Source organism: Paenibacillus amylolyticus (assembly GCF_047302515.1).
Classification (GTDB): domain Bacteria; phylum Bacillota; class Bacilli; order Paenibacillales; family Paenibacillaceae; genus Paenibacillus; species Paenibacillus amylolyticus_G.
The window spans coordinates 5,127,234-5,145,206 of record NZ_CP168019.1 but is presented as its reverse complement, the minus strand read 5'-3'; the positions used below and the strand labels follow the sequence as shown (position 1 = coordinate 5,145,206).

General features: G+C 48.2%; 11 protein-coding genes, 3 rRNA genes and 1 riboswitch. Of the genes, 12 read left to right on the top strand and 2 right to left on the bottom strand.

Annotated elements, in window-relative coordinates; translation table 11 throughout:
- The first annotated feature begins 125 nt into the window (after window positions 1–125).
- The 3 genes from ACDJ59_RS22375 (at window position 126) to rrf (ending at window position 5,110) form a co-directional block, all read left to right on the top strand.
- Window positions 126–1,678, top strand: a 16S ribosomal RNA gene (locus ACDJ59_RS22375).
- Window positions 1,679–1,988: 310 nt separating this feature from the next.
- Window positions 1,989–4,915: ribosomal RNA gene (locus tag ACDJ59_RS22370) — 23S ribosomal RNA — on the top strand.
- 78 nt (window positions 4,916–4,993) lie between these two features.
- Window positions 4,994–5,110 (top strand): 5S ribosomal RNA (rrf, locus tag ACDJ59_RS22365).
- The 16S, 23S and 5S rRNA genes sit together here, the layout of an rRNA operon.
- Window positions 5,111–5,293: 183 nt before the next feature.
- On the opposite strand, the gene ACDJ59_RS22360 is transcribed toward rrf, so the two are convergent.
- On the bottom strand, window positions 5,294–5,848 hold the full coding sequence (locus ACDJ59_RS22360) for an NADPH-dependent FMN reductase (RefSeq protein ID WP_413405891.1): 555 nt from the start codon (window positions 5,846–5,848) through the stop codon (window positions 5,294–5,296).
- A gap of 301 nt (window positions 5,849–6,149) precedes the next feature.
- Here ACDJ59_RS22360 and ACDJ59_RS22355 point away from each other — a divergent pair, with 301 nt between their 5' ends.
- On the top strand, window positions 6,150–7,157 hold the full coding sequence (locus ACDJ59_RS22355) for a ketoacyl-ACP synthase III (RefSeq protein ID WP_413405889.1): 1,008 nt from the start codon (window positions 6,150–6,152) through the stop codon (window positions 7,155–7,157).
- Window positions 7,158–7,330: 173 nt separating this feature from the next.
- On the opposite strand, the gene ACDJ59_RS22350 is transcribed toward ACDJ59_RS22355, so the two are convergent.
- Window positions 7,331–9,265: an amidase family protein gene (locus ACDJ59_RS22350; protein ID WP_413405887.1), complete on the bottom strand. Its 1,935-nt coding sequence runs from the start codon at window positions 9,263–9,265 to the stop codon at window positions 7,331–7,333.
- A 370-nt stretch (window positions 9,266–9,635) separates the two neighbouring features.
- Here ACDJ59_RS22350 and ACDJ59_RS22345 point away from each other — a divergent pair, with 370 nt between their 5' ends.
- From ACDJ59_RS22345 to ACDJ59_RS22310, 8 genes are all read left to right on the top strand, one after another.
- Window positions 9,636–11,765 (top strand): DNA topoisomerase III, encoded by a 2,130-nt coding sequence (locus ACDJ59_RS22345; protein ID WP_413405885.1) that lies wholly within the window; start codon window positions 9,636–9,638, stop codon window positions 11,763–11,765.
- A gap of 164 nt (window positions 11,766–11,929) precedes the next feature.
- Entirely contained in the window at window positions 11,930–12,067 is a 138-nt protein-coding gene (locus ACDJ59_RS22340; RefSeq protein ID WP_017690703.1) for a hypothetical protein, read from the top strand.
- A gap of 126 nt (window positions 12,068–12,193) precedes the next feature.
- Entirely contained in the window at window positions 12,194–12,457 is a 264-nt protein-coding gene (locus ACDJ59_RS22335; RefSeq protein ID WP_017690702.1) for a DUF1294 domain-containing protein, read from the top strand.
- A gap of 169 nt (window positions 12,458–12,626) precedes the next feature.
- Window positions 12,627–13,061, top strand: a complete 435-nt coding sequence (locus ACDJ59_RS22330; RefSeq protein ID WP_413405883.1) for a universal stress protein — start codon at window positions 12,627–12,629, stop codon at window positions 13,059–13,061.
- A 270-nt stretch (window positions 13,062–13,331) separates the two neighbouring features.
- Window positions 13,332–13,433: riboswitch (purine riboswitch) on the top strand.
- 193 nt (window positions 13,434–13,626) lie between these two features.
- Window positions 13,627–14,112, top strand: a complete 486-nt coding sequence (gene purE / locus ACDJ59_RS22325) for a 5-(carboxyamino)imidazole ribonucleotide mutase (RefSeq protein ID WP_105602018.1) — start codon at window positions 13,627–13,629, stop codon at window positions 14,110–14,112.
- Complete coding sequence (gene purK, locus ACDJ59_RS22320; RefSeq protein ID WP_413405880.1) at window positions 14,109–15,311, top strand: 5-(carboxyamino)imidazole ribonucleotide synthase; 1,203 nt, start codon at window positions 14,109–14,111, stop codon at window positions 15,309–15,311. The genes purE and purK overlap by 4 nt, the downstream gene beginning before the upstream one ends.
- Entirely contained in the window at window positions 15,308–16,606 is a 1,299-nt protein-coding gene (purB, locus tag ACDJ59_RS22315; protein WP_036668399.1) for an adenylosuccinate lyase, read from the top strand. The genes purK and purB overlap by 4 nt, the downstream gene beginning before the upstream one ends.
- Before the next feature lie 249 nt (window positions 16,607–16,855).
- Window positions 16,856–17,728: a phosphoribosylaminoimidazolesuccinocarboxamide synthase gene (locus ACDJ59_RS22310; protein WP_413405878.1), complete on the top strand. Its 873-nt coding sequence runs from the start codon at window positions 16,856–16,858 to the stop codon at window positions 17,726–17,728.
- The last annotated feature ends 245 nt before the right edge of the window (window positions 17,729–17,973 follow it).

The following is a 17,973-nucleotide window of genomic DNA, read 5'->3' as shown; positions in this document are numbered from 1 at the left end:
TAAACATTCTGCTTGCAGAATGAACGCAAAAGTTTGAAACAAGCCTTGGCTTGGATCGACTGGAGCACAAATGAGATTTTTAATCTCGTCAGATTCAAAATGAGCTTATCGCTCTTTTCAATACTTTATTGGAGAGTTTGATCCTGGCTCAGGACGAACGCTGGCGGCATGCCTAATACATGCAAGTCGAGCGGACTATCAGAGAAGCTTGCTTCTCTGATAGTTAGCGGCGGACGGGTGAGTAACACGTAGGCAACCTGCCCTCAAGTTTGGGACAACTACCGGAAACGGTAGCTAATACCGAATAATTGTTTTCTTCGCCTGAAGAGAACTGGAAAGACGGAGCAATCTGTCACTTGGGGATGGGCCTGCGGCGCATTAGCTAGTTGGTGAGGTAACGGCTCACCAAGGCGACGATGCGTAGCCGACCTGAGAGGGTGATCGGCCACACTGGGACTGAGACACGGCCCAGACTCCTACGGGAGGCAGCAGTAGGGAATCTTCCGCAATGGGCGAAAGCCTGACGGAGCAATGCCGCGTGAGTGATGAAGGTTTTCGGATCGTAAAGCTCTGTTGCCAGGGAAGAACGCTTGGGAGAGTAACTGCTCTCAAGGTGACGGTACCTGAGAAGAAAGCCCCGGCTAACTACGTGCCAGCAGCCGCGGTAATACGTAGGGGGCAAGCGTTGTCCGGAATTATTGGGCGTAAAGCGCGCGCAGGCGGTCATTTAAGTCTGGTGTTTAATCCCGGGGCTCAACCCCGGATCGCACTGGAAACTGGGTGACTTGAGTGCAGAAGAGGAGAGTGGAATTCCACGTGTAGCGGTGAAATGCGTAGATATGTGGAGGAACACCAGTGGCGAAGGCGACTCTCTGGGCTGTAACTGACGCTGAGGCGCGAAAGCGTGGGGAGCAAACAGGATTAGATACCCTGGTAGTCCACGCCGTAAACGATGAGTGCTAGGTGTTAGGGGTTTCGATACCCTTGGTGCCGAAGTTAACACATTAAGCACTCCGCCTGGGGAGTACGGTCGCAAGACTGAAACTCAAAGGAATTGACGGGGACCCGCACAAGCAGTGGAGTATGTGGTTTAATTCGAAGCAACGCGAAGAACCTTACCAGGTCTTGACATCCCTCTGATCGATGCAGAGATGTATCTTTCCTTCGGGACAGAGGAGACAGGTGGTGCATGGTTGTCGTCAGCTCGTGTCGTGAGATGTTGGGTTAAGTCCCGCAACGAGCGCAACCCTTATATTTAGTTGCCAGCACTTCGGGTGGGCACTCTAGATAGACTGCCGGTGACAAACCGGAGGAAGGTGGGGATGACGTCAAATCATCATGCCCCTTATGACCTGGGCTACACACGTACTACAATGGCCGGTACAACGGGCTGCGAAATCGCGAGATGGAGCCAATCCCAACAAAGCCGGTCTCAGTTCGGATTGCAGGCTGCAACTCGCCTGCATGAAGTCGGAATTGCTAGTAATCGCGGATCAGCATGCCGCGGTGAATACGTTCCCGGGTCTTGTACACACCGCCCGTCACACCACGAGAGTTTATAACACCCGAAGTCGGTGGGGTAACCGCAAGGAGCCAGCCGCCGAAGGTGGGATAGATGATTGGGGTGAAGTCGTAACAAGGTAGCCGTATCGGAAGGTGCGGCTGGATCACCTCCTTTCTATGGAGAATCGTTTCCTGCAACGGAAACATTCAAATACGCAGCTTAGCTGCAAAACACTCACTCGTTGTTCGGTTTTGAGAGCTCAAACTCTCAAAACAGCTTGCTTTTGCATGGAGCTTGTTCTTTGAAAACTAGATATCGAAACGAAACAAACGCGAATTAGAACATTCCTTTAAGCTGAACTTGTGCAAACAAGTCAAGTGTATAAAGGTAGTTAAATTGCTTTTGTGATGGTATCGGGTGAGAGCGACTTTTGGCTTTGCGTAAGCAAAACAAGGGAAGCGAGCGACCGAAACCGGAACAAAATGGTTAAGCTACTAAGAGCACACGGAGGATGCCTAGGCGCTAGGAGCCGATGAAGGACGTGGCGAACAACGAAACTGCCTCGGGGAGCTGTAAGCAAGCTTTGATCCGGGGGTGTCCGAATGGGGAAACCCAGCTGGGGTAATTTCCAGTTACACCTAACTGAATACATAGGTTAGTGTGAGGCATACCAGGGGAACTGAAACATCTAAGTACCCTGAGGAAGAGAAAACAATAGTGATTCCGTCAGTAGCGGCGAGCGAACGCGGAGAAGCCCAAACCAGAGAGCTTGCTCTTTGGGGTTGTGGGACGTCTCACATGGAGTTACAAAGGAACCGGTTAAGCGAAGAGGTCTGGAAAGGCCCGCCAAAGAAGGTAAAAGCCCTGTAGTTGAAAGTCTGTTCCCTCCGAGACGGATCCCGAGTAGTGCGGGGCACGTGAAACCCCGTATGAATCCGGCAGGACCATCTGCCAAGGCTAAATACTTCCTAGCGACCGATAGTGAAGCAGTACCGTGAGGGAAAGGTGAAAAGCACCCCGGAAGGGGAGTGAAATAGAACCTGAAACCGTGTGCTTACAAAAAGTCAGAGCCCGTTTTAGGGGTGATGGCGTGCCTTTTGTAGAATGAACCGGCGAGTTACGTTCCCGTGCAAGGTTAAGGTGAAGAGCCGGAGCCGCAGCGAAAGCGAGTCTGAATAGGGCGACTTAGTACGTGGACGTAGACCCGAAACCGGGTGATCTACCCCTGTCCAGGGTGAAGGTGCGGTAACACGCACTGGAGGCCCGAACCCACGCATGTTGAAAAATGCGGGGATGAGGTGGGGGTAGCGGAGAAATTCCAATCGAACTCGGAGATAGCTGGTTCTCCCCGAAATAGCTTTAGGGCTAGCCTCGGAAAACAGAGTCGTGGAGGTAGAGCACTGATTGGGTGCGGGGCCCGCAAGGGTTACCAAGCTCAGTCAAACTCCGAATGCCATAGACTTACTTCCGGGAGTCAGACAGTGAGTGCTAAGATCCATTGTCAAAAGGGAAACAGCCCAGACCATCAGCTAAGGTCCCCAAGTGTGTGTTAAGTGGGAAAGGATGTGGAGTTGCACAGACAACCAGGATGTTGGCTTAGAAGCAGCCACCATTGAAAGAGTGCGTAATAGCTCACTGGTCGAGTGACTCTGCGCCGAAAATGTAACGGGGCTAAACACACCACCGAAGCTATGGCTTGATGCTTTGCATCAGGGGTAGGGGAGCGTTGTATAAGGGTTGAAGGTGTACCGTAAGGAGCGCTGGACATTATACAAGTGAGAATGCCGGTATGAGTAACGAAAAGATCAGTGAGAATCTGATCCGCCGAAAGCCTAAGGGTTCCTGAGGAAGGCTCGTCCGCTCAGGGTAAGTCGGGACCTAAGGCGAGGCCGAAAGGCGTAGTCGAAGGACAACAGGTCGAAATTCCTGTACCACCGTAAGCCGTTATGAGCAATGGGGGGACGCAGTAGGGTAGTGACGCGGACTGATGGATGTCCGTCTAAGCAGTAAGGCTGATGTGTAGGCAAATCCGCACATCATTAAGGCTGAGCTGTGATGGGGAGCGAAAATTATAGTAGCGAAGGTCATGATCTCACACTGCCAAGAAAAGCCTCTAGCCAGGTGAAGGTGCCCGTACCGCAAACCGACACAGGTAGGCGAGAAGAGTATTCTAAGGCGCGCGGAAGAACTCTCGTTAAGGAACTCGGCAAAATGACCCCGTAACTTCGGGAGAAGGGGTGCCCCGGTAGTGTGAATAGCACGAGGGGGCCGCAGTGAAAAGGCCCAAGCGACTGTTTAGCAAAAACACAGGTCTGTGCGAAGCCGTAAGGCGAAGTATACGGGCTGACGCCTGCCCGGTGCTGGAAGGTTAAGGGGAGTGGTTAGGAGCAATCCGAAGCTGTGAACCGAAGCCCCAGTAAACGGCGGCCGTAACTATAACGGTCCTAAGGTAGCGAAATTCCTTGTCAGGTAAATTCTGACCCGCACGAATGGCGTAACGACTTGGGCGCTGTCTCAACGAGAGATCCGGTGAAATTTTAATACCTGTGAAGATGCAGGTTACCCGCGACAAGACGGAAAGACCCCATGGAGCTTTACTGCAGCTTGATATTGAATTTGGGTACGATCTGTACAGGATAGGTGGGAGCCTTTGAAGTGTGAGCGCCAGCTTGCATGGAGGCAACGTTGGGATACCACCCTGATCGTATCTAGGTTCTAACCTGGTACCGTAATCCGGTGCGGGGACAGTGTCAGGTGGGCAGTTTGACTGGGGCGGTCGCCTCCTAAAGAGTAACGGAGGCGCCCAAAGGTTCCCTCAGAATGGTTGGAAATCATTCGAAGAGTGCAAAGGCATAAGGGAGCTTGACTGCGAGACCTACAAGTCGAGCAGGGACGAAAGTCGGGCTTAGTGATCCGGTGGTACCGCATGGAAGGGCCATCGCTCAACGGATAAAAGCTACCCTGGGGATAACAGGCTTATCTCCCCCAAGAGTCCACATCGACGGGGAGGTTTGGCACCTCGATGTCGGCTCATCGCATCCTGGGGCTGAAGTAGGTCCCAAGGGTTGGGCTGTTCGCCCATTAAAGCGGTACGCGAGCTGGGTTCAGAACGTCGTGAGACAGTTCGGTCCCTATCTGTCGTGGGCGTAGGAAATTTGAGAGGAGCTGTCCTTAGTACGAGAGGACCGGGATGGACGTACCGCTGGTGTACCAGTTGTTCCGCCAGGAGCACCGCTGGGTAGCTATGTACGGAAGGGATAAACGCTGAAAGCATCTAAGCGTGAAGCCCCCCTCAAGATGAGATTTCCCAGTATGTAAGACCCCTTGAAGACGACGAGGTAGATAGGCTGGGGGTGGAAGTGCAGCAATGCATGGAGCTGACCAGTACTAATCGGTCGAGGGCTTATCCAATAGCAAGTTGTAATTCGCATGTTTCGTTTCGAATCTAGTTTTCAGAGAACGATCTCTGAATGTAAGCTATGCTATGCGTTTGGTGGCGATGGCGGAGGGGTTCCACACGTACCCATCCCGAACACGACCGTTAAGCCCTCTAGCGCCGATGGTACTTGGACCGCAGGGTCCTGGGAGAGTAGGACGCCGCCAAGCAATAGGAAGACACACTTGATGATATCGAGTGTGTCTTTTTTATTTTAATCCTAAATACTTATATAAACCTTAACAGCCCTGGTAAATAACCAAGGCTGTTTAATATTTCAATATTTATGAGAATGTTAAATAACTTTAAAAGGATCATTTCTTCTCTATCATCGATTTAAGTACAACATCTGTCTATACTTTCATTTGGTTGCAAGCCTCTCCAAGGATTGTAAGGGAGTTCTGCAATGCATGCTGGGTTTCCGAATCAATGATGACTCCTTGTTTGTTCATTTTCAATGTAATATGAGGAATGGTTAAACAGCCCTTTTGTAAGACTTGTGCATTAATCATGTTTAGTGTGAGCAATAGTGAAGCATGGGCTTTGTCACCTCCCATGGGGCTTGGGGAAGCAGCAATGACAATGGTGGGTTTATTGAGCCATTCTCCAGAAGATACAACCCAATCTAGTGCGTTTTTTAAGACCCCAGGAACGCCATTTCCATACTCTGGCGTGCAGATAAGGACACCGTCCGAATGCTTAAGTTGGGCTCTCAAGTTCTGTACGGACTCTGGACCCTCCTCGACATCGAGGTCAGGGTTAAAATGCGGCAGATCATTTAATCCATCATATACTTCAAACTTAAGGTTAGTGTGAGCCAGCTTAATCATGGCGTGCATTAATAACGTATTGGAGGACTGATTGCGCAGACTTCCGGAAATGGCAAGGATATTTAATTCTTTTTTCATGGGTATAGATCATCTCTATTCTGTAGTAATGTAGGACAATCTGTTTATTTTCCTCCTGTTGGAATGATCTGTCTATAAAAAATGCATTTAATTAAGACATTCTTCATGTTAGTAAGGGAATATCCACAATTCTTCATCAAAGATGCATGCCATCGTTTGTATTACTCTGGGTAATAGAATAAATAGATCATTTAAAATAAACAACTAACGAAAGATTCGTAATAAATATTTTTTTAAAATTAGTACCAAGTACTAAGACTTAGTGCTATAATAGTAAAAAACAAGTGAGGTGACTACCGGTATGAATCATCAATCAAAGGCAACCATCACGGCAATGGGGACGTATGTACCGGATCGAATATTAACGAATGCTGATCTGGAGAAATTGGTCGAGACAAGTGACGAATGGATTGTACAGCGTACAGGTATGAGAGAACGGCGAATTGCAGCTGAAGATCAATTTGTATCTGACCTGGCTACGAAGGCTGTGGAAGATATGATACGTCGTTATGATGTAAGTGTAGAAGATATGGATATGATCCTTGTGGCTACCAGCACACCTGAATATGCTTTCCCAAGTACGGCATCCAGAGTACAGGCTAATCTTAAGATCCCACACACGGGCGTACTGGATTTAAATGCGGCATGCGCAGGTTTTACCTACGGGCTACAGCTAGCCGACAGTCTGGTGACCAGTGGAATGTACCGCAAAGTACTGGTTATTGGAGCAGAGACATTATCCAAAATTACGGATTACACAGACCGCACGACTTGTGTACTGTTTGGTGATGGAGCGGGGGCCTTCTTGGTGGAGAGATCATCGGGTACTGAAGGTGACTTTATGGCAGCCATATCAGGTACACATGGAGAAGGCGGTTTACATCTCTATAAGAGTGGCTTGTCTTCGGAGATGAATGGTGTGCCTTTACAGGGCGAAGGTTGTTTAGTTCAGAATGGCCGAGAGATTTATAAGTGGGCTGTACGGACGATTCCAGAGCAATTGGGTAAACTTATAACGAAAGCTGAATTAAGCCCTGACCAGATTGACTGGTTTGTCCCGCATAGTGCCAACATGAGAATGATTGAAGCTGTTTGCGAACGTGGTCCGGTTCCTTTGGAACGTACTTTAACCAGTGTCGAGTATCGTGGGAACACATCTGCTGCTTCCATTCCGCTTGCTTTACAGCTTGCAGTGGATGAAGGGAAGTTGAAAGAAGGACAGAGCATAGCTCTCTTTGGCTTTGGCGGTGGTCTGACATACGCAGGTCTGGTGCTGAAATGGGGCGTGCCGGACAAGATTCAGGAATGAGTAACATCCGACGGTATGCAACGCAAAAATAAATAGAGATATAAAAGAGACCACCCAAACTTCATGCAGTCATGAAGAGGGTGGTCTCTTTAGTAGGTTAACTCGTTTCAAAAAAGTGATATGATTGCAATTATTTATTGTGTTAACCGGAATTGCTTAATCCTATAAATATTTTACGGCGTAAGCTTAGGCGCTTGGCGGTGATGTGTACCTTGTTCGTAGCTGTAAGCCAGCTTGATCAAGGTTCCTTCATCAAAAGCACGACCCAGGAATTCCATGCCTACTGGCAAACCATCAGTTGTGAAACCAGCAGGGACCGTAATCGCCGGGAAGCCGGAGAAAGGACTCAATCGGTTGTTACCACCGGAGTTTTGTCCTTCGCCAATAACACCAGCGGCTTGCGTGGACGTAGGATAGATGATGGCATCCAAGTTATTGTCTGCCATAACTTTCAGCAGGGACTCACGTGTAACTTGGGTACGTTTCAGGACGATGTCCTTGTATTCGGTAGTCTCCAACGTTTGGCGTGCATCCCGAGTCTTCATGGATTGCTCCTGAGATTTGTCGAACTCTCCGGAAGCGATGATCTCGGACAGACTGTGATATGGAGCATCTGCGCCCAATGAGTCCAGATAGTCATTCAGTTGGAATTTGAATTCATATCCACTAAGGCTTGGGTATTTGTTGATCTCAGTCAAGTTCGGGATGGAAATGGGAACTGCGGTAGCGCCCAGTGACTTCAATTCTTCCACAGCGGTGTTGATCACGTCAGCAACGGCTTTTTCTTCAGCTTTGGTGCTTGGGATGAGTTCTGTGGCCACACCGATGTGTGCACCTTTCAGTCCGTTTACATCCAGGAAGTCTGTATAGCTGGAAGGGATTTTTCCGACCGCGTAAGCTGTAGCAACATCCTTTTTATCATAGCCGGCTGTAGCATCCAACATGATTGCAGCGTCACTAACTGTACGGGCCATAGGTCCACCTACATCCTGTGTCAAAGCCAATGGGATAATGCCTTCACGGCTGGACAGTCCGATGGTTGGACGGATACCTACAAGACTGTTAAAGCTGGATGGGATACGGATCGAACCGCCAGTGTCCGTACCCATGCCGGCTGCAGCAAAGTTAGATGCAATGGCAGCACCTGTTCCACCGCTTGAGCCACCTGGATAATGGTCCAGGGCGTAAGGGTTCAACGTTTGTCCACCCAATGAGCTGGATGTCGTGATGCCAAATGCGAATTCATGCAGGTTTGTTTTGCCCAAAATAATGGCGCCAGCTGCTTTGAGTTTCTTCACTTGTTCAGCATCGTGAGCAGGGACGGAATCTTTCAGACAGATACAGCCTGCGGTTGTCGGCATGTCATTGGTATCAAAATTGTCTTTCACCAGAATCGGAACGCCATGCAGAGGTCCACGAGCACCTTGGGCTGCACGTTCTTCATCCAATTGCTCCGCAATTTGGAGCGCATCCGGGTTCAGGGTTAATACGGCGTTGATGCTTACACCTTGATCATCGTATTTCACAATGCGGTCCAGATATTTCTGAACCAGCTCTTTTGATGTCAGTTTTCCTTGCGTCATTGCAGTCTGGAGATCCATAATGGTTGCTTCCTCCAGGACAAACGGTTTTATGTAGTTATAAATGCGGTCTTTCAGTATGGAGAGGTCATTCTCCGTAAGTACAGCGTTTGGAAGGAAGAGTGATTCAGTATAACCTTTCATCAATCCCGCAGTGTTCAATGCACCGACAGCACCTGCGAAAGTGGCTTCATCTGGAACATCCTTGAATGATTCGGTAGTCGAATCCAGCTTGAGCCATTGTTGCAGGGCGACCGCAGCATCTTTACGTTGTACGGTTGTGCCGGAGAGCTTGTCCATGGTAAAAGGAACACCTGCAAGTGTAGCCGCTTCTTCCATGGCCTGAACAAATGCTGCCGGAGTAGCTGGCGCTTTTCCTTTGGATACAGCTGCTACTGTTGTTTTACTCGTAGGCGTTGCCGTTGCGGCTGATGCCGAAGGTACCGTTCCTCCCCATGTTGTGGCAACCACAGCACCTGCCAGTAACAAAGCCCCACTTTTTTTCAATACAGATCCATGATAAGTCATGCATCCACGCTCCCTTCCTGTGTCTCATTGATGTGTGTAGCAGCGATTCTGTTTCTATGCTTTTGACACATTGTATAGTTATGTTAGGTAATCTTACAAGGTTTATATTTATCCAAAAAAACGTATACATCAATACTTTACAGTGTTAATACTTATTCATGCTTCTGTTTACATGTACTCAGAAAAACTATTACATATTATAATGTAAAGAAATATAACATGGAATCGATATATTGATTAAACATGAGGTTACAGGATGCGAGTAGTTAGGAAGTAGAGATGACAGAGCATACCTTTAGTGTGAAATGATATAATGAAAAGATAGGGATAAAAGAGACATAACGTTCTATCAGAGAGGAAGAGATATGAAGTGAAGACATTGGTACTGGCAGAAAAACCGTCTGTGGCACGCGAAATAGCCAGAGTTATGGGTGCGCGTGATAAACATAAAAGTTATATGGAGGGCCCGAAGTATATCGTTACCTGGGCACTTGGACATCTGGTTGGATTAGCTGAACCGGAGGATTACGACAAAAAGTATGCAACATGGAATCTGGAGGACCTGCCCATTCTGCCAGATCGTACGAAACTGAAGGTACTTAAAGAGACCAATCATCAATATAAAGCCGTGCAGCAGTTAATGAAACGTCAGGATGTAGGTGAGCTGGTCATTGCGACGGATGCGGCCCGTGAGGGAGAATTGCTGGCCCGTTGGATCATGCAGATGGCGGGGTGGAAAAAACCTTTTAAACGCCTGTGGATTTCATCCCAGACAGATAAGGCGATCAAAGACGGATTTGCTTCGCTGAAGCCAGGCAGTCAGTTCGATCGTCTCTATGAATCTGCACGTTGCCGGGCGGAGGCGGACTGGATGATTGGACTTAACGTGACCCGTGCACTAACCGTTCGTTTTAATGCGCAGTTATCAGCTGGACGTGTACAAACCCCGACATTAGGCATGATTATGGACAGGGAAAATGAAATTAACGGTTTCCGCTCGCAGGAGTATGAGACGTTAACGGCAGATTTGGGCGGTTTTCAGGCTGTGTGGCGGGCAGCTGGAGGAGATTCACGAATTTTCGCCCCTCAAGAAACGCAAGAATTGAAGAAACGGGTAGATGGGCGCAAGGGCACGATTGCCCAGGTGAAGAAAAGCGAGAAAGTAGAGCCACATCCACTGGCATATGATCTGACGGAACTGCAACGGGATGCCAACCGGAAATATGGTTTCTCTGCAAAGCAAACATCAAATGTCCTGCAACGTCTGTATGAACAGCACAAGCTTGTGACATACCCACGTACGGACAGTCGATACCTGACTTCGGATATGACAGCTACGTTGAAAGAACGGCTGGATATTGTAGCCATTGGACCTTATGCGTCTTTGGCACGTCCTGTGTTGCGCAAAAATCTGAATATCACCAAACGTATTGTGGATGACAGCAAAGTTACGGATCACCATGCGATTATCCCAACGGAGCAGACGGTGCTTCTGAATCAATTGAATCCAGAGGAACGCAAATTGTACGATCTGATTGTACGTCGTTTTATCAGCCTGTTCTATCCGGCAGCGAAGTACGATTCGGTTGCGATCACGGTTCAAGTGGGGGGCGATTTCTTCCATGTCAAAGGAACAACGGTGAAAGAAAGTGGATGGCGTGAAGTATACGGCGGCGATTACAGCGATGATGACGATGACCGTACTGATGATGCAGCAGACCATGAGCGTGCGCTTTTGCCAGATGTGCAGCAAGGGCAGTCCGTGACGGTTCAGCGTTGCCATATTAAAAGTGGACGGACGATGCCGCCCAAACGGTATACCGAAGCTGCTTTGCTTTCCCAGATGGAAAAGCATGGACTCGGCACTCCAGCTACACGTGCGGATATTATCGAGAAGCTGGTCAGTTCCGATACAATAGATCGTCAAGGCAACAGCATGCACCCGACTGGCAAAGGTAAACAGTTGATTGAACTGGCTGCTCCGCAGCTTCGTTCACCGGATCTGACTGCCCGCTGGGAAGCTGAACTGGAACGCATCGCTCGTGGGCAAGGGAAACCGGGACCGTTTCTGGATAGTATCCGATCCATGGCGAAAGAGCTGGTGTCTACGGTAAAAGGCAGCAAAGCGGAGTACAAGCCGCATAATGTGTCCAATAGCCATTGTCCGGACTGTAACGCACGGTTGTTGGAGAAGAAAGGCAAGCGCGGCAAGTTTCTTGTATGTCCTACCGAGGACTGTGGGTATCGTCGTTCGGCAGAAAAAAGATTGTCCAATCGTCGTTGTGCGCAGTGCCACAAAAAGATGGAAATCAAAGAAGGTAAGGCGGGGTTATACGTACAATGTCTACCTTGTGGTATTACAGAAACGTTGGATAAGGACAAACAGCATGTGAACAAACGCGATCAGCAAAAGCTGGTGAAACAATATGCGAAGCAGGAGTCCATCGGTTCCAATCTGGGTGAACTGCTGAAGGCGGCTATGGAGAAAAAGGGAGAGTAACACTCTTGAGGTAGTTGAGGTCATATCTCGTGCGATACGAGCCATGCGAATGATGTACTCATTTACTCCAAAGGGACTGATTATAACTTTTCTCTACTCATCTATGTGAAGTCGTATAAGATCCTCCGTTTTCAGGCAACGTAAGCCAAGGAGGTGATACCTACATGCCGCATAACAAACCAGAGAAAATTCATAACCAGCAAAACAAAGACAGTATTCGGGAAGAGAGTATCGCTGTGCGCCCGGACAAAGCAGCCAAAAGAGCACCAAGCCTGAACGGTATTCCAAAGCAGGAGTCCTAGGTTAGAGCGAGGTTAGCGTTATTACACAAAATTGCGGTTCCCTATCCGGTGCGTTGAACATGTCTCTGATGAGGACTATAATGGAGACAGGGAGATGTCCCGGGACAGGGGGATCGCTAGAATTATATGCAAACCGGACTTATATTATGGTTTTTATTTATTAATGTAGTTGGTTATCTGGTGATGTCGGATGATAAGAGGCGTGCACAACAGCGTCGTGACCGTACACCCGAACGGACGTTATTCTTATTAGCATTTATAGGCGGTGCTTTGGGAGTCTGGATCGCGATGTATCGGAAAAGGCATAAAACCAAACATCCCAGCTTCACCATTGGCATTCCGTTGTTGTTATTCTTGAATGCGGTAATCTATGGTTACTTTATTCAATGAATACATGCGTAACCGTTCATACTGTGGTTTCATATGTAAATTCATTCGTATAAATGGTTCATTGTGGCTCTGGAACGTTTAAGGAGTTATATGGTTGTGTTAGTTTATTACATGTCAGACCGAAGCTTGCTTCGCGTGCTCTACATATAAAGGAAGGGACGGGATTCACATGTTATTTTCCAAAATACTAGTGGCTTATGATGGTTCCAAAGCTTCAAATAAAGCACTTGATCGTGCGATTGAGCTAGCTAAAGTGTCCCCAAATGCAGTACTGGATGTCATTCATGCTTTTGATTTCCCACGTGTATTTATTGGTGAGGGACTGGCTCCATTGCCACCTTCACTTAATAATGACTATTACAATCTGGCCGTGCAGACGACGGATGAAGCGAAAGAACGAATTCAGGCTGCGGGTGTAACGGCCAATGTGGATCTGATTCAAGGAGCGGCAGCGGAAGTGTTGCTTGATTTTTCCAAAGAAAATGATTCTGATATCATTATTATTGGTAGCCGCGGACTGGGTGGTATTCGGGAATTTGTCCTGGGTAGTGTTAGTCACAATGTGGTGCAGCATGCTCAGGTTCCAGTACTGATCGTAAAATAATGGATGAAGTGTGTACGCACTTAAAAGCAGGAAGCCGGTTGTCTTCGAGAGATTGAAGAGGAGCCGGCTTTCTTTTATGGGATGAAATGGATGGTTAAGCGAATTTAAAGAAGCAATTCCCGAACATTATATTTGTCAATATGTTAAATGTTCGTCTTTAAGTTGACATTAGCTGTAGGGGATTGTTAGAATGTTAGATGTGTCGATCAGGTAAGAATAAGGTCGAGTAGGAACGAAATGTGTAATAATAGATTACCAAAATGAACGAAGATAGTTTGATAGATATTTGCTCGTATAACGCCGGGAATAGGGCCCGGAAGTATCTACCCGGGAACCGTAAATTTCCGGACTACGAGGAGATACGGCTGAGAGTCGCATGCAACCAGATGCGGACAGCAAGCCCCTTTTGGCATGCCCAAATGAGGGATACGTATTTCTTGGAGTCCGGTGTCCGGAGAAAATGTGATGTTTTCGCGGGTAGCGGATTTTTTCATTTCACACGTAATAAGAGATCCTTAATAATTAGATGTAATCAAAAAAGCGCAGACGGGAGTTGGATGTATTCATGTCACTGCAAGTCGCTGTAATTATGGGCAGCAAGTCGGATTGGGAAACGATGAAACATGCGTGCGAGGTGCTGGACGAGCTGGAGATTGGTTATGAGAAAAAGGTGGTCTCCGCTCATCGTACACCGGATTTGATGTTTGAATACGCAGAGCAAGCAATTGATCGGGGATTCAAGGTGATCATTGCAGGCGCAGGCGGGGCAGCACATCTACCAGGTATGGTCGCTTCCAAAACGATGCTCCCAGTCATTGGCGTTCCGGTTCAATCGAAAGCATTGAACGGTCTCGATTCCTTGTTGTCCATTGTTCAGATGCCTGGTGGTATTCCCGTCGCAACTGTGGCGATTGGCAAGGCAGGGGCAACCAATGCAGGATTGCTGGCAGCTCAAATGATCGGTGCTTTTGACCCGGATGTCCAACGTCGCTCTGAAGCTCGCAGAGAGCGCATCAAACAAGAAGTACTCGAAAGTAGTGAAGAACTATGAGTAGCACAGGGAAGCAATCCGGTATAGCAGAAGAGCTGAAAAAAGTCCTGCTGCCCGGGAAAACAACCATCGGCATTCTTGGAGGCGGACAGCTCGGACGTATGATGACGCTCGCAGGAACGGCAATGGGGTATCGATTCGTTACTCTTGATCCCGCTGCGGATGCACCTTGTGGTCAAGTTGCTCGTCAGATTGAAGCAAGATATGACGATGCCAAAGCTGCACTTGAACTGGCTCGGCAATGCGATGTCATTACGTATGAATTCGAAAATGTGGATGCAGAAGTCGCTGGGCTGCTCGAGCGTGAGTCTTACGTTCCGCAAGGAAGTGCGTTACTGTACACCACACAACATCGTTTGCGTGAAAAACGTGCGATCGAAGCTGCTGGAGTAAGAGTCGCGCCTTATCGTGAGATCACAAGTGCGGATACAATGCTTGCTGCTGTTAGCGAACTTGGAGTGCCGTGTGTACTGAAGACGGTGACTGGAGGCTACGATGGCAAAGGTCAACGGGTCATCCGGGAAGCAAGTCAGGCTGTTACGGCATACGAAGAACTTGCGGCTACTGGTGCGGAACTGGTGTTGGAACAATTCATCAAGTTTGAATGCGAGATATCGGTCGTTGTAGCGCGTAGTACAAATGGGGAGATCAAAACGTTCCCGCCAGCGGAGAACATTCATGTGAATAACATTTTGCATGCGTCAATCGTGCCGGCTAGAGTCGCCGCAGATATCCAGATTGAAGCTCAAAAGCTGGCAGCAGCGGTAGCAGAATCGATGAAGGCTGTTGGGCTGCTGGCTGTGGAACTGTTTGTAGCGGCGGATGGAAGACTGTACGTCAATGAGCTGGCACCAAGACCGCATAATTCCGGTCACTATACGATGGAAGCTTGTGCGACTTCTCAGTTCGAACAACATATCCGTGCGATCTGCGGATTACCACTTGGGGACACTTCGTTATTGAGTCCGGTTGTTATGGTCAATGTGCTTGGAGAACATCTGGAAGGCATTATCGCCAGAACAGGGCAACCTGATGCGGAAGCGATAGAACTCGGTGTGATTCCCAAGCTTCACATATATGGTAAAACCGAAGCAAAAACAGGACGTAAGATGGGGCATGTGAATCTGCTCTGTCAGGATGTTGAAGAAGGATTGCAATGGATTGAACAAACTAATCTCTGGAGGAATACAAATTCATGATTGAACGTTATAGCAGACCCGAAATGAGAGCCATCTGGACCGAAGAGAACAAATTCCAATCGTGGCTGGAAGTTGAAATTTGTGCATGTGAGGCGTGGGCCGAACTGGGTGTTATCCCTAAGGAAGAAGCAGCATTGCTTCGTCAGAACGCATCTTTTGACATCGATCGCATCTATGAGATTGAAAAAGAAACACGTCATGACGTTATCGCATTTACACGTACGGTATCTGAAAGTCTGGGTGCGGAGCGGAAATGGGTGCACTACGGACTGACTTCCACGGATGTCGTAGATACGGCTCTAGGTTATGTATTGCGTCAAGCGAATGAGATTCTGGAAAAGGATATCGTGAATTTCATTGAAATTCTTCGTGAAAAAGCATTGGCTTATCAGCACACACCAATGATGGGACGTACGCACGGTGTGCATGCGGAGCCAACGACATTTGGACTGAAAATGGCATTGTGGCATGAAGAGATGAAACGGAACCTGGAGCGTTTCCGCCATGCAGCAGACAATGTACAATACGGCAAAATCTCAGGCGCAGTAGGAACGTACGCGAACATCGATCCGTTTGTTGAAGAGTTTGTCTGCGAAAAGTTGGGCACGAAACCTGCGCCAATCTCGACTCAAACATTGCAACGTGACCGTCATGCGGAATATATGGCTACACTGGCGTTGATCGCAACGTCCCTGGACAAGTTTGCTACAGAGGTACGTGCACTGCAGAAGAGTGAATTCCGTGAAGTGGAAGAAGCTTTTGCTAAAGGTCAAAAAGGATCTTCCGCGATGCCGCACAAGCGTAACCCGATCGGTAGTGAAAACATCTCCGGTCTGTCCCGCGTCATTCGCGGACACATGGTATCGGCTTACGAGAACGTAACGCTCTGGCATGAGCGCGACATCTCACATTCTTCTGTCGAACGTATCATTCTGCCGGATGCAACGATGCTGCTGAACTACATGCTGAACCGTTTTGGCAACATCGTGAAGAACCTGACGGTATTCCCTGAAAATATGAAACGCAACATGGAGCGCACCTACGGGGTACCATTCTCCGGTCGCATCATGACAAAGCTGATCGACAAAGGTTTCAGCCGCGAGCAAGCATACGATACCGTTCAACCACGTGCGATGCAAGCATGGGAAGAACAACGCCAGTTCCAGGATATCGTGAAATCCACACCAGAAATCACGGAAGTGCTGAACGAAGAGGAAATCGCAGATGCGTTTAACCCGTCATGGCACCTGAAGCACGTAGACACCATCTTCAAAAAGCTCGGCTTGAACGACTAATATATTGAGGTTTTGAATTATTCTCCCTAAAAGTATAGGTTGATTATGTGTTCACGCTGGAACGGAGAAGGCAGAAAAAACCTGAAGAAGCAAAGCGCTCGCCTTTATCCCCGGATTTTCACTTTGCAAAAGTGGAATCAAAAAATCTGGGGATAACAGCGATCGGAAGGTTGTTCTGCATTCGTAGTGGCCCCGCGTGAAGAGGGGAATTGGACGTATACTTTACATCTCCTGAAAGAAGGTGAGCCCATGGCACTGTCCACTGCGGCAGATCTCGTTAAAGCACCTCTGTTATATAAAGGAAAAGTACGTGAATTGTACGACCTGGGTGAACATTTTCTAATCGTGGTTACTGACCGAATCTCGGCATTTGATTACGTGCTGGACCCGGCAGTTCCCGAGAAAGGAAACGTACTGAATAAACTCAGCAGCTTCTGGTTCGAACTGACAGGTGGCATGATGGAGAATCACGTGGTTCATACCGATGTGAATCAACTAGGTGACCTCATTACAAACCCTGAATTGCTCAGGGACCGCATCATGGTAACTCGCAAAGCGGAACGCATTGATATTGAATGTGTCGTACGCGGATACATCACGGGTGGTGGATGGAGACAATATGAGACAAGCGGTGAAGTGAATGGGATTAAGTTGCCTGATGGACTTCGCAAGAACGCTAAGCTCGAAGTTCCCATTTTCACCCCGGCAGCCAAAAACGATGTTGGTCATGATGAAGACATCCCAATGGATCGCATGAAAGAACTGGTGGGAGACGCACTCGCAGTGGAGCTTCAGGAAAAAAGCTTGCGCCTGTACGAATTCGCTCGTGATTATTGCGATCAGCGTGGCATCATTCTTGCAGACTGCAAATTCGAGTTCGGCATCGTAGATGGCAAGGTCATCCTGATTGACGAAATCTTCACTCCAGATGCTTCACGCTTCTGGGCCAAAGAGAATTACGAACTCGACATCGAGATCGATAGCATGGATAAAGAGCCGGTGCGCACCTATCTGGCCGGAACCGATTGGGACAAGAACAGCAAACCTGATCCACTCCCGCAAGACGTAGTTGAGACAACAACCGCAAGATATGTCGATATTTATAACCGTTTAACGAAATAATAAAGTTTAACGTTTGAGCGAGAGGCTATGGGAAAGTTTGGCTTTCGATCGCTGTTGTCCCCGGAATGTTTTGATTGGAATCCTTTTTTCAAAAGGAAACATTCCGGTTGCAAAGGCGAGCACTTCGTTTCTCTAGCTCAAATCTTTCCCTCCGCCAGTGTTCAAACTGGTGGGTGAGGCAATTAAGAGCGGTGGCTTCCCACAGGTAGGGGAAGCCTGAAGAGATTGCAAGATTCAAATTCATT

What these genes read in the sequence shown, in the direction of transcription:
- ACDJ59_RS22310 (WP_413405878.1), top strand. Translation starts at nt 16,856, where the DNA reads ATGGCACTGTCCACTGCGGCAGATCTCGTTAAAGCACCTCTGTTATAT.
- ACDJ59_RS22355 (WP_413405889.1), top strand. Translation starts at nt 6,150, where the DNA reads ATGAATCATCAATCAAAGGCAACCATCACGGCAATGGGGACGTATGTA.
- purB (WP_036668399.1), top strand. Translation starts at nt 15,308, where the DNA reads ATGATTGAACGTTATAGCAGACCCGAAATGAGAGCCATCTGGACCGAA.
- ACDJ59_RS22360 (WP_413405891.1), bottom strand. Translation starts at nt 5,848, where the DNA reads ATGAAAAAAGAATTAAATATCCTTGCCATTTCCGGAAGTCTGCGCAAT.
- purE (WP_105602018.1), top strand. Translation starts at nt 13,627, where the DNA reads ATGTCACTGCAAGTCGCTGTAATTATGGGCAGCAAGTCGGATTGGGAA.
- ACDJ59_RS22350 (WP_413405887.1), bottom strand. Translation starts at nt 9,265, where the DNA reads ATGACTTATCATGGATCTGTATTGAAAAAAAGTGGGGCTTTGTTACTG.
- purK (WP_413405880.1), top strand. Translation starts at nt 14,109, where the DNA reads ATGAGTAGCACAGGGAAGCAATCCGGTATAGCAGAAGAGCTGAAAAAA.
- ACDJ59_RS22330 (WP_413405883.1), top strand. Translation starts at nt 12,627, where the DNA reads ATGTTATTTTCCAAAATACTAGTGGCTTATGATGGTTCCAAAGCTTCA.
- ACDJ59_RS22335 (WP_017690702.1), top strand. Translation starts at nt 12,194, where the DNA reads ATGCAAACCGGACTTATATTATGGTTTTTATTTATTAATGTAGTTGGT.
- ACDJ59_RS22340 (WP_017690703.1), top strand. Translation starts at nt 11,930, where the DNA reads ATGCCGCATAACAAACCAGAGAAAATTCATAACCAGCAAAACAAAGAC.